Here is a 12,011-nt window from a genome sequence, read left to right on the forward strand (position 1 = left end):
TTATAATTATAGACTAATTAATTACTAAAAGTAGTCTAAATATCAGTAACTTTAGGTAGTTTTTGTCGGCTCAAATGCATTTTCTCCACTTATATATTGTGGATATCCACATAATGCTCGCGCTGTCTGCATTCCTGCCATAACAGCCGCTTCAACACAACCGGCATTCACACCCGTTTTGATCCAATCCCCTGTTATAAATAAATTACTAAACTGCGTACCATCCGTCGCTAAACGATACTGGCTCGAACCTGCTACAGACAAAACATAGCGTTCACTCGGGTCAACATTAACTCGCCAATATTGTTGATCTAAACGCGCTTTGCCTGACACATCATTTGCATATAATACTGACCAATCAAAGCCATTTTGATCATAAGCTAATGGCCATAATGGCTGCATATTAGTCGTTACCAATTGTGTTAAATTCGTTTTTACATCAGCTTTTGCTCGCGCTGGGAACGTGTGGTCACTTTGTGGTGGATATTCTGCACAGGCAAAGGCACTGCAAAAATAGGCAATGTTTTTTGGACTGTTATTCAATGGCCATTGCTCTTTGTCTACTAAGTTTTGCATTGCAGCCCACGTGTCAAATGGTTCGCTAAAACCACTTAAAATCGGCCCTTCTTCGCTTGGCGGCATATACTCCCAACCAAGCTGCTGATCTGTTTTATTTAACCAAAGCTGGCTGGCTTGCGTTGCTACCGTAAGAACATTTTTAGCTTGTGCAGCAAATGCATCATCAATAGCTAATAAACGCGGGCAAATATGTTCCAATGATGCAACAGAAACACCAAGAATAAGTTGATCAAAATCGTGTTTGAAACGCAATGTTTTGTGAGGTAATGGCTGACCAAATTCAGCTTGATAACGACTTGGCCAGTCTGTCCAAAAAGACTCTAAATTAATATTATATTGCTGTAATAGCGTCGCTTGCGCTGTATTAATTTGATTATAAAGGGGCTCACTTGGCCAGCAAGGTAAACTTTTAACATCAACAAGGGGTTGATATTCAATATTATTTTTCAGTTCAACTTGTTGTTGCAATTCAATTTCTGTTACACAACGCTTACCATTACTATCATAGCCAGGCGTAATATTTTGAAGTTGATGGAAAAACTCAAACTTAACCCCTCTTTGCTTTAAGAGCTCATAAAGTGGTGAAAAAATCACACCCCCCATTCCAGCCTGCATTTTCCACATAACACCACCACTATAGCATAATGCGATTCTCAACATTGCTAATGCTGCAACCCCAGCTTCTACATTCGGTTTGCTAAAATCCCCTTTAGGGTATGCAAACACTAAATCATAAAACCCACGCACAGGGGCCGAATCCACACTGTATTGTTTATTCGCGCCATTTTTTAGCAGCCATTGGCGAAAATCATACTTATTAATAACACCAAAACCATCACGGTAAACTTTGTCTTTGATTAGCCCGACAAGCATTGCAATTGCAAGATCAGCACAAATATACAAGCGTCTTAATTGTGCATTTTCATCCATTAACTCTGTCAATTCTTGATTAAGCCAGCGCTTTAACTTTCTGACGATATACCAAATTACTAAGCTATCTTTTTTCTCAGATATTTGAGGCTGTAATGTATTTTTATTTTGTGTAAATTCATTTAATTTATCGACCAGTAAGCTGGGCGTTGATGTGATCTCTTGACTTAAGTTTTGTATATCATGTGTAAACGTTTTCCACGCATCACTGCCATCAGTGGCTAGCTCTTGAACATGTTGGTATAGGTGTTGTAGTAAATATTTATCACGTGTTTTTTTAGTTGTTAATTGTGTACTTTTAGCTTGTTGATTTGCTGCAATTTCTAGTTGCGGGATCCATTTTTTTAACCACGCAAGGGTCATTTTAATAAAATCCCATGCTGTAATATCTAAACTGCCGTTTGCAGGGTTACCCGGTAAAACTGGAAAATCAATTGGCCACGTTTCCCACTCATTATCTATATGCTCTTCTAAGGCAATAAAACTATGTGGTTTAAACGCTTGTTGCCACGTGCTTAATGCGCATGTTGTAGGTCGATTTAATTTATTGTAAACCGTTTCGATTGCTTTAAAGCTGTTTACATATGCTCCAAACCAAACATGTAAACCATGTTCTTCTATACGCTCGCCCATCGCTGCATTTCGCCCACTCGCTCCTTTTCCCCCTAAACGCCACCCTTGCTGATAAACAGTAATTTCGCGATGCTGCTGCCAATCATCTTGCTCAGTCAAATACAACGCAGCAGTCATAGCAGCAACCCCACCACCGATAATGGCTATTTTTTCATTACTCATACTATTTTCCTTTATAGAGGGAGGACTTGAGAAGCTTCAAGTTGGTCAAAATCCATGCATATATAAAAAGGTAAATACACATCTTGTGGGCCTACTTTTAAGCCAAACATTTCAGCCAATGGAAAACTATCCAACTGCTCTATTTGTAATTTAAAGTCTGGCTTTAAGAATTTAAATTTATGGATTTTTTTAATTTCTGATGGCGAGTGCATCACAGCTTGATATACCGCTAATTTGCCTTGACCATCAGGGAATTGCTTAAATAATATTTGGTCCATTTGTGGATTAACAAACCCACTAAGCAATTGCTTTAATAAGGAAAAGTCTATACCCATGTGTTCCCCATCAAACAAATTTGCCACACGATCACCAAAATCTTCCAACGTTGATAAAACACTTTCGTTATTTTCTTTAGCTGTGGTTGTTAAGGAAAGTAGCTGGTGTGTCTCTAATTTAGATGATGGAGAGAAATGTTTAAAGCAATCTAGCGATAATGAAAAATCAGTTAGTTTGTTAACAGAGCTAGGCATTTTATATTCACACATATATTTATTGTAGCCCCATGTCTCTCGTCCATTTATGAGTGCATAAATATTATTGACACAAATAAATGCTGGGTACCAATAAAGATGCGTAATATCTTCATCATCTCCTTGCTTTTCTACCTTTACAACTGGCAACCAAACAATAATATCTGTTTCTTGCATCCAACCATGTTCGTTAAAAGGTGGTGTTAATGAGGCGATTTTTTCAATATCAGTAAATGTCAGTAGCGCGTACTCACCCAGCCCTTTAAAATAAGTGTCCTCTGTTGCTACTGTATTAAGTGTATTACTTATATACGCTTGAACTTTTGTTTGATCTATTTTTATAAAAAAGCCATACATGTTTGCATTAGTCATCCGACATGGCGGCTTTGCTACAGGGTTAGATAAGAAGTGACGATATAGCTTATGTTGGTCAGTCATATAATAAATTAATCTAAGTTAAAAACTTAGTATAGCCATACAACTAATCAATATACTAGTTTGTAGCATTTAATTAATACAATACAACTAGGGCGTGTTGACCTTTGTGGATTGAAATTTGTTCAATCTAGGGGCGATTTAATCGCGGCGCGAGGTTTGTAACCTAGCGGGCTAAGTAAAAACCGAGCAAAGCTTCCGCGTCCTGCTCACGCCCCTTACCTACATCCGTGTAGGTAACAAAGAGTTAATCGCCCCTAGGAAGAACCCTTTGGGCAGCGCATATTTGGCATTTATACTGCGTTATCGCCTATTTATGGGGAACAACCACACATCATAGGCGCTGCCTTGCCTAAATAGCAAATAGACTGCTGCAAAATTAATCATGAAAGGTCAACACGCCCTATAAATCATCACTAAACAGTCGTTTACTAAAATATAAGTAACCTTGATTATCAAAATTATTTGATAATGGATTCATAAAGCCATGACCATAGTCACACTGAAAACAGCTGACGTTCGCTTTTGTTTGTAGGCTTGTGATAATAACGCTCACATCAAAATGTGCCTCTTGATAAGGAAATATCAATTCGCATGGTATTGTTGCTGGTAAATTTAAATTATAACGAATTTGATTTGGATAAAATGCCACGAGCTTTTTGATATAGCGATTTTTAGTACATGCTTGGCTACGCCATGCGGCTGCCCCCCCAGCACTAAAACCAATAATTGTGGTATCCGTTTTTATATTATCTAACACTTTATTTAGTTTTTGAAAATAACCGTCATGCCCACACTGAGATATAAACTGTTGATATTGCAGCTCCTCGTCAATAACGGGCTGTAGTTGAGCATCGTATGGATCTACAATAATAAACTCACCATTCAACGCTTGTGCAAACTGTGTCAAATATGATGTTTTTCCAAAAATATCACTCACAATAATGTAATTCATCTATTGTCCTCACTTTTTCGTGCCTCAAAATACAGTATTTATAATTAAAAAACTATAAAACAACAAAAATGCTTGCCTAAACAAATTTACTTAGGTAAAGTCTCTTCTTGGTCCTAAAAAAGCCTCGCGGTTAACCTCTTTACCCTGATCCAGTAAGCCCCGCAAAACGTATATTTTAAAGCTAAGTTATTGTACGGCGAGAACCCCAAGTCAAACTACGACATATTTTTTAAATAGTCGCATAAATGTCATAAAGATCGTCAACACTATAATGAAGCTAAACACGAAACAGTCTATCTAATCATGTTTTAACTGCTAATATGAAATTAGCGACATAGAAAAGATAACAAGAAAAAAGTGAGTTTTATTATGTCTTATAATTACAATGGATCTATGATCCAAATCGCACATCCAGTGCAATCAATTTCAGTAAATAAACAACGTGTTATTTTTTCTGATACGCAAGGTTTAAAGAATGCCTTGTTTACAAAAGCAAGTGACGCACGTCAGTTTGTTAAATGGCTGAAATCCAATTAATTTATATTGAATTGTATTATTGCTATTGAATTACGCCAGCCTTTGCTGGCGTTTTGCTTTTTTCCAAGAAACTATTTAACTAACTGCTACACTTACTGATAGTAATCATTTTTTAGTGGTATAAATAATGACAGGTGTGTATCTAACTCTATTTTTATTTTTATTATCTAGCACCACGGTACACGCTAAAACAATTGACTGGGTAGTCACCGACTTCGCCCCATATTATATTTTTAATGATCAATATGCGGGTACAGGGCGTGACGAAAGTGTTATCTCTTTACTTGAAGAACAACTACCAAACTATACCTTTAAGCGAGTTATTTTACCTTCGAGCAGAACTGTTCGCGAAGTCTCGAACCCAAATCACACCTATTGTATGCTCTCGCTGTATCAAAGTGAGCATCGCCGTGAACATATAGCATTTAGTGAGCAAGCTTCCACTATTGGCTTATCACCTTCCATCGCTATCCATAAAGAACTCTTACACAGCCTAAAATTAGATCCTAACGCCCAAATTTCACTAAAAAAATTGTTAAGTGAATACAAACTCACCTTAGGCATATCAATGAGCCGTTCTTATGGAGAAACGATAGACGACGTAATAAATACTAATGCTGATGCATCTATCATTATTCGTCCGGGACGAGATACACTCGCAAGCTTAACTTATATGCTAAAAAAGAAACGCATAGATATATTGTTAGGCTATCCGAGTGAGCATTTTTATTTAGCTAAATCTATGGGCTTTGATGATGAGTTGATACAGCTACCACTAACCGAGGCGTCAGAACTCAGTTTTGGCTATATTGGCTGCACTAATACCGCACAAGGTAAGCAGCACATAAAAACTTTAAATAGCGCACTGGCAATCATAAAAGAACAGCCTAGTTATCACGAAGTATTAATACGTTGGTTACCTGATAATTTAAAGCCCTTACTTGAGCAACGTTTACAAGCAAACAAAAACGCCTCAACTAAGTGAGGCGTTTTTTCTAACTATTTGTCCGAATATTACTGCGCCTAAACTTTGCTTATTTACGTATGCCTTCAATAAATAAACCAATATCAACATGTGTTGATGCAGGCCCAAGATTATAATCAATACCAAAATCAGCTAATTTCAGGCTGGTTTCACCTTCAAAACCAACACGATAACCACCCCATGGATCTTTTCCTTCACCTATTTTATCTATTTCAAAAGTAATGCTTTTAGTGACGCCATGTAATGTAAAGTCACCCGTAACTTTTGCTTCATCGCCTTTAGCATCAAATACAATACTGGTGCTTTTAAAACTTGCTTGTGGAAACTTATCAACATTTAAGAAATCTTTTCCTCTTAAATGTTTATCACGTTCTGCATGGTTTGAATCGATACTTTTAGTCTCAATATTTACCATGATCTGTGATGCATTTGGGTTAGCTGAATCATAATTAAAGCCACCATCAAATGTATTAAAACGACCATGTAACCAACTGTAACCTAAATGTTTAATTTTAAAGTTTACAAATGCATGAGCGCCTTGAGTGTCAATCACATAGTCTGCTGCGTGTGCAGTGCTTGCGCCAAATAATGTTGCTGCAACAGCAGCAGATAGTAGTAATTTTTTCATTTATTAATCATCCTTTAATGGTTTGATCATTCTAATTAAGGTTTTATCTTTATCGATAAAATGATGTTTTAATGCCCCAAGTGCATGTAACGTTACTAAGCCGATCAAACTACATGCCGCCCAGTAATGAACTTTACCTGCAATATCTGCCTGATTTTCTACCGATAAGTCAATTGCGGGAATACTAAATAACGTAAACACCTCAATCGCACGACCATCCGCAGTCGAAATCAAATACCCTGAAATAACAATACCAATCAATAACATGTAGATAAGTAAATGTGCAAAGTGCGCGACTTTATTCACTACTTTACTTGAACCTTCAACAGGTTTTGGCTGTGTGCCCATTACCCGCCACGCTAATCTAAATATCAATAATGCCGCAAGTGTGATCCCTATACTTTTATGTAAATCCATCGAACCACGATACCAGCTATCGTAATAAGTAAGCTCGACCATATATAAACCTAGGCCAAAAAGACCTATAACTATCAATGCCATCAGCCAATGCAAAACAATGGTAACTAAGCCATAACTCGAGTGAGTATTTTTAAACATAGAAAGACTCCCTAAACCAGTAACGCCAGAATAGCCCGTCCCTAACTAAAAGAAAATAGCGAATAACAAACAAGTTGTGTGCATATATGCACATAACTTGTTACGGGTTTGCGAGTTAAAGCTTCACGATAATTACTTTGAGTGGGTGAAATTAGTTTTGTTCAACTAAGCCAATATATATTTGTGTGGTTGGATCGACTTGTAGGCAACTGATCAACCCTTCTTTAATTAGTTCTAACATCGCGATAAAACTCACTACCACCCCGCTGCGCCCTTCGTCAAAGATAAATAAGTCAGTGAAAGGAAGCTGTGAACTGGCTTGTGATAGTTTTTGTAATATTAAGCTCATTCGTTCACGGGTTGATAGTGCTTCAGCTGTGATTTGATGGTGTTCCAGCGTTTTTGCTCGTGCCATCACATCGCTAAGGGCAAACAATAAATCCTTTAGATCTACATCAGGGAGTAACTGCGCTTGCTCATCTTGCTCTGGCACCAGCGCCTGTGCAATATAAATATCACGACCAACGCGTGGAATATCGTCAAGATTTTCTGCGGCTTGCTTAAATTGTTCGTACTCTTGTAATCGGCGTATTAGTTCAGCCCGAGGATCTTCTTCTTCTTCCAGTTCTTCATGTTTGGGCAATAATAAGCGCGATTTTATTTGCGCTAACAAGGCTGCCATTACTAAATACTCGCCTGCTAACTCAAGTTGAAACTCGGTCATCATTTCAACATAATGAACATACTGCTCTGTAATACTAAAAATAGACAATTCAAGAATATCGAGTTTATGTTTTTTAATTAGATACAGAAGTAAATCAAGCGGCCCTTCGAAGGTTTCTAAAATAACTTCAAGCGCATCAGGCGGAATATATAAGTCTTGCGGCGTATTCATTACTTCTTTGCCATGCAAAAAAGCCAGCGGCAGCTTTCGCTGCGCCAGCTCTTGTGTTTGAGCTACCTGTTCAGTGACACGCTCACTCATGGTGTTTAACAAGGTTATTCAAATGGAGTTGTATCACCGCAGCCAACACGTAGCACTTCAACTGTATCTTCTGAAAGATCAATCACTGTCGTTGCTTGTTCGGCTAAGTAACCGCCATGAATAATTAAATCAACCAAAGGGCCTATGCGATCGCGAATTTCATCTGGATCAGATTCTGTAAACTGCTCACCGGGTAATATTAATGAACACGACATCAATGGCTCGCCTAATTCAGCGAGTAACGCACAGGTAATTGGATGCTCTATTACACGAATACCAATGGTCTTTTTCTTGTCATTTAATAGCCGTTTAGGGACTTCTTTAGTTCCTTTGAATATAAATGTGTACGGCCCAGGAGTATTATTCTTAATTAGCCTGAACAATTGATTATCTACGCGAGCATAGGTCGAAAGCTCAGATAGATCGCGACACACTAATGTAAAATTGTGGTGTCTCTCAATGCCACGAATACGTTCAATACGCTCTTTGGCTTGTTTATTCCCTAAATTACAGCCTATTGCATAGCCTGAATCTGTCGGGTAAACCACTACCCCGCCTTTCTTAATTATATCGACTGCTTGATTAATTAATCGTGGTTGTGGATTATCTGGATGAATATGAAAAAAATCACTCATGTGTTACTCCTTCTTGCCCTTCCCAAGTTTGCCAAACGCCTTGGCAATCTTTTGGCAGATATAAGTTTTTTCCTAATTCTAGCCAACTAGTAGGAAAATGAAAATCAGACCCTTGCGAGCACAGTAAGCCGTATTCACGGCTCAATTCACCCAAGAACTGTCGCTCAGTGGGTGCTTGTTGTGGTTGTGCAACTTCCATTGCATCGCCACCAGCATCTTTAAACTGACTTAATAATTTGCGCAGCCACTTATTCGACATTTGATAACGCCCAGGATGGGCAACAACAGCGACGCCACCTGCGGCGTGAATTGCCGTAATCGCCGTTTTCATGTCACACCAATCACTTGGCACATACCCTGTTTTTGCACGACCAAGGTATTTTTTAAATACGCCTGGTATTGTGGTTGCAACACCACGCGTGATCAGCGCTCTTGCATAATGCGCGCGGGTTATCTGTGCATCACCAGCAAGCTCCTGCGCTTGTTCATAAATGCCATCAAAGCCATTTTTTTCTAAGCGTCGGCCAATTTCTATTGCTCTAGCAGCACGCTTTTGTTGCTGTATAGTGAGTAAACTGGTCAATGCTTCTTCATTGATATCTACATTTAATGCCACAATATGGATCTCAAAACTTTCCCACTTGGTGGAAATTTCAACACCTGTGATCAAGGTTAATGGCAGAGACTCGTTTTTTATATAGGCTTGAGCGGGTTTCACCGCAGCGATAGTGTCATGATCCGTAATCGCAAACACATCTATATTTTTTTCAACTGCACGCAATAATAACTGCTCAACACTTAGTTGCCCGTCAGAATGCGTAGTGTGGCTGTGTAAATCGTATTTTATCAAAAGAGAAGACTGCTCATATTAAATGTGCCAAAGTTGTTATTAAGTATAACAAAAAATTTTAATAAATTGTTTTTAATAAATACTTGACATTAACGCCGTTGATACGGTTTACTGTAGCCACTTGAGACACATTAAGAACAAAAACAATGACCAATTCAATCCAAAACACTATCTGGTGGTGGCACTCGTAAATTATCGGGTGACGAATTGTCGTGTCTAACACATTCAAACCCGCTTATTGCGGGTTTTTTTATATTTAAATTTTAGGGTAACAAACATGAATAACGTAGCAACTCTTACACATCATTGGTGGTGGCGCCTGGTATAGCGGGACGGTAATGGTCTATCTAAAACATAGATATCGTTATTCAAACCCCGCATAGCATAGCTTGCGGGGTTTATTTTTTTGAGGGAATGAGGTTTGATTTTTAGTCATATAACAACAACGCCAGGTGAAGTTACCAGCATCACCCAAGTGCGAGAGTACATCCATAGCCCATTAGCTCTTTACGGGCTGCTTGATAAAGACAACTCATTGTTATTAGAGTCAGCCGAAATTGATTCTAAAGACAGTGTTAAGAGTTTAATTTTAGTCGATTGTGCGCTTAAAATTATCTGCGCGGGTAAAACAGTTACGGTAACAGCGCAATCTAATAATGGTCAGCAATTGTTGCCTTATTTACAAAGTAAGTTAGAAAATTGCCACACTCAACTAAGCGAACAAACCCTGACTATTGAGTATAAGGGCTGTGATAGCGACATTGATGAAGCCACTAAGCTTATCGCCGATAACGCATTTAGTGCTCTACGCTGCTGTATAAATAATATTAACAGCACCACTAACAATCCTTTTTCGCTATTCTTAGGCGGTGTATTTGCCTACGATATGGTGGCCAACTTTGAACAACTAAGTGATGTTCCTGATGGCGATAACAGCTGCCCTGATTATGTATTTTATTTAGCCGAAACCCTTGTCATTATTGATCATCAAGCTAAAACAACGGAGCTCATTGGAAATGTGTTTAACGGCCCTGATGTTCATGCTAATTGCTTTGAGGTAGGAAAGAAGCTTGAACGCTTAAATACATTATGCGACCAAGCTGATAATTTTAGTGCAACACAAACAATGGGCGCCAGTGATGTAACTGTTGATATCAGCGACGAAGTTTACTGCCAACAGGTCAAAAGTTTGAAAAAACACATTGTTGATGGTGACATCTTTCAAGTTGTTCCATCGCGCACTTTTTCACTGCCATGTGCAAACTCGCTACATGCTTACAGCCAACTAAAAAAACAAAACCCAAGCCCGTATATGTTTTACATGCGCGATAGTGAATTTGCTTTGTTTGGTGCATCTCCGGAGTCAGCTTTAAAGTTTTGTGCACAGTCACAACAAGTTGAAGTGTATCCAATTGCAGGCACCCGCCCCAGAGGTAAGTTTGCCAATGGTCAAATTAATCCTGATTTAGATAGCCGTATTGAGCTTGAGCTACGTAATGATCAAAAAGAACGTGCTGAACATTTGATGCTGGTCGATTTAGCACGTAACGACGTAGCCCGTATTAGCGTACCCGGTACTCGTCATGCCAAAGAACTATTAAAAGTAGACCGCTATTCTCAAGTCATGCATTTAGTGTCTCGCGTTGTGGGGACTTTAAAACCTGACCTTGATGCCTTGCATGCTTATCAAGCCTGTATGAATATGGGTACACTTGTTGGCGCACCGAAAGTCAGTGCCGCAGAGCTAGTACGTCAAACTGAAGGTAAACGTCGAGGAAGTTACGGTGGCGCGGTAGGTTACCTTACTGGTGATGGGGCAATGGATAGCTGTATTGTTATTCGCTCAGCCTTTGTAAAAAATAACATAGCCTACGTTCAAGCAGGTGCTGGTGTGGTACATGACTCTGACCCGCAATCTGAAGCAAACGAGACTCGCGCTAAAGCACAAGCAGTTATCACAGCGATTCAATCGACGTATCAAGGACACTAAAATGAGCATAACTAACACTAAACTAACGGATGTAAAAATCTACTTTTTAGATAACTTTGATTCATTTAGTTATAACTTAGTCGATGAACTTTCTATGTTAGGCAGCGATTTAGTGGTATATCGTAACAACATAGATGCACAGGTTATTTTTGAAAAAATGTGCAACGAAACTAAGCCGGTCATTTTAGTGCTATCACCCGGTCCAGGTACGCCCTCAGCCGCAGGCTGTTTAATGGCATTGATTGAACTATGTAAAGGACACTTCCCCATGCTGGGGATTTGTCTTGGCCAACAAGCATTGACACAAAGCTATGGTGGGGTTATTGGCCATGCTGGCGAAACCGTACATGGTAAGTCGTCAATCATTGAACTTGGTGAACACCCCGTTTTTGCAGGTATGGGGGAGCGTATACCAGTAGCCCGATATCATTCACTTATGGCAACGCAGGTACCTGATAGTGTAAAAGTAATTGCTAACTATGAAGCAATTCCAATGGCAATCTATCATGCGCAAGATCATGCTTTGGGTTATCAATTTCATCCTGAGTCTATTTTGACGCCAAATGGCGCCGCGCTACTTCAACAAAGTATGCAATTTTTAGCTAACGCAAAGCAGTAG

Annotated in this window: 12 protein-coding genes; 4 read left to right on the forward strand and 8 right to left on the reverse strand. The window is 39.0% G+C overall.

Features of this window, described 5'->3' with window-relative positions; genetic code table 11:
- Positions 1-51: 51 nt before the first annotated feature.
- From A7967_RS16695 to A7967_RS16705, 3 genes are all read right to left on the reverse strand, one after another.
- Entirely contained in the window at positions 52-2,304 is a 2,253-nt protein-coding gene (locus A7967_RS16695; protein WP_054206269.1) for an NAD(P)-binding protein, read from the reverse strand.
- 11 nt (positions 2,305-2,315) lie between these two features.
- On the reverse strand, positions 2,316-3,272 hold the full coding sequence (locus A7967_RS16700) for an acetoacetate decarboxylase family protein (RefSeq protein WP_054206268.1): 957 nt from the start codon (positions 3,270-3,272) through the stop codon (positions 2,316-2,318).
- Between the two features lie 400 nt (positions 3,273-3,672).
- Entirely contained in the window at positions 3,673-4,224 is a 552-nt protein-coding gene (locus tag A7967_RS16705) for a dienelactone hydrolase family protein (protein ID WP_054206267.1), read from the reverse strand.
- Between the two features lie 369 nt (positions 4,225-4,593).
- Between A7967_RS16705 and A7967_RS23130 the strand changes: the two genes are divergently transcribed.
- Entirely contained in the window at positions 4,594-4,761 is a 168-nt protein-coding gene (locus tag A7967_RS23130; protein ID WP_167349706.1) for a hypothetical protein, read from the forward strand.
- Between the two features lie 127 nt (positions 4,762-4,888).
- On the forward strand, positions 4,889-5,746 hold the full coding sequence (locus A7967_RS16710) for a TIGR02285 family protein (RefSeq protein ID WP_054455488.1): 858 nt from the start codon (positions 4,889-4,891) through the stop codon (positions 5,744-5,746).
- 49 nt (positions 5,747-5,795) lie between these two features.
- Here the strand turns inward: A7967_RS16710 and A7967_RS16715 are convergent, their stop codons facing one another.
- The 5 genes from A7967_RS16715 to rnm all read right to left on the reverse strand — a co-directional run bounded on the left by A7967_RS16715 (position 5,796) and on the right by rnm (position 9,402).
- Entirely contained in the window at positions 5,796-6,374 is a 579-nt protein-coding gene (locus tag A7967_RS16715; RefSeq protein WP_054206265.1) for a YceI family protein, read from the reverse strand.
- Between the two features lie 3 nt (positions 6,375-6,377).
- Positions 6,378-6,932 (reverse strand): cytochrome b, encoded by a 555-nt coding sequence (locus A7967_RS16720; protein WP_054206264.1) that lies wholly within the window; start codon positions 6,930-6,932, stop codon positions 6,378-6,380.
- Between the two features lie 151 nt (positions 6,933-7,083).
- Complete coding sequence (locus tag A7967_RS16725; protein WP_054206285.1) at positions 7,084-7,917, reverse strand: segregation and condensation protein A; 834 nt, start codon at positions 7,915-7,917, stop codon at positions 7,084-7,086.
- 14 nt (positions 7,918-7,931) lie between these two features.
- Positions 7,932-8,552, reverse strand: coding sequence for an L-threonylcarbamoyladenylate synthase (locus A7967_RS16730; RefSeq protein WP_054206263.1), 621 nt, complete (start codon positions 8,550-8,552; stop codon positions 7,932-7,934).
- Entirely contained in the window at positions 8,545-9,402 is an 858-nt protein-coding gene (rnm, locus tag A7967_RS16735; protein ID WP_054206262.1) for an RNase RNM, read from the reverse strand. Before rnm ends, A7967_RS16730 begins: the two co-directional genes overlap by 8 nt.
- 421 nt (positions 9,403-9,823) lie before the next feature.
- Between rnm and A7967_RS16740 the strand changes: the two genes are divergently transcribed.
- Both A7967_RS16740 and A7967_RS16745 read left to right on the forward strand, forming a co-directional pair.
- The gene (locus A7967_RS16740; protein WP_054206261.1) at positions 9,824-11,392 is read left to right on the forward strand and encodes an anthranilate synthase component 1; all 1,569 of its coding nucleotides are present in this window, start codon (positions 9,824-9,826) and stop codon (positions 11,390-11,392) included.
- Position 11,393: 1 nt separating this feature from the next.
- Complete coding sequence (locus tag A7967_RS16745; RefSeq protein WP_054206260.1) at positions 11,394-12,011, forward strand: aminodeoxychorismate/anthranilate synthase component II; 618 nt, start codon at positions 11,394-11,396, stop codon at positions 12,009-12,011.

It is taken from the genome of Pseudoalteromonas neustonica, assembly GCF_001653135.1.
Classification (GTDB): domain Bacteria; phylum Pseudomonadota; class Gammaproteobacteria; order Enterobacterales; family Alteromonadaceae; genus Pseudoalteromonas; species Pseudoalteromonas neustonica.

What these genes read in the sequence shown, in the direction of transcription:
- A7967_RS23130 (WP_167349706.1), top strand. Translation starts at nt 4,594, where the DNA reads ATGTCTTATAATTACAATGGATCTATGATCCAAATCGCACATCCAGTG.
- A7967_RS16725 (WP_054206285.1), bottom strand. Translation starts at nt 7,917, where the DNA reads ATGAGTGAGCGTGTCACTGAACAGGTAGCTCAAACACAAGAGCTGGCG.
- A7967_RS16720 (WP_054206264.1), bottom strand. Translation starts at nt 6,932, where the DNA reads ATGTTTAAAAATACTCACTCGAGTTATGGCTTAGTTACCATTGTTTTG.
- A7967_RS16705 (WP_054206267.1), bottom strand. Translation starts at nt 4,224, where the DNA reads ATGAATTACATTATTGTGAGTGATATTTTTGGAAAAACATCATATTTG.
- A7967_RS16730 (WP_054206263.1), bottom strand. Translation starts at nt 8,552, where the DNA reads ATGAGTGATTTTTTTCATATTCATCCAGATAATCCACAACCACGATTA.
- A7967_RS16715 (WP_054206265.1), bottom strand. Translation starts at nt 6,374, where the DNA reads ATGAAAAAATTACTACTATCTGCTGCTGTTGCAGCAACATTATTTGGC.
- A7967_RS16700 (WP_054206268.1), bottom strand. Translation starts at nt 3,272, where the DNA reads ATGACTGACCAACATAAGCTATATCGTCACTTCTTATCTAACCCTGTA.
- A7967_RS16695 (WP_054206269.1), bottom strand. Translation starts at nt 2,304, where the DNA reads ATGAGTAATGAAAAAATAGCCATTATCGGTGGTGGGGTTGCTGCTATG.
- A7967_RS16710 (WP_054455488.1), top strand. Translation starts at nt 4,889, where the DNA reads ATGACAGGTGTGTATCTAACTCTATTTTTATTTTTATTATCTAGCACC.
- A7967_RS16745 (WP_054206260.1), top strand. Translation starts at nt 11,394, where the DNA reads ATGAGCATAACTAACACTAAACTAACGGATGTAAAAATCTACTTTTTA.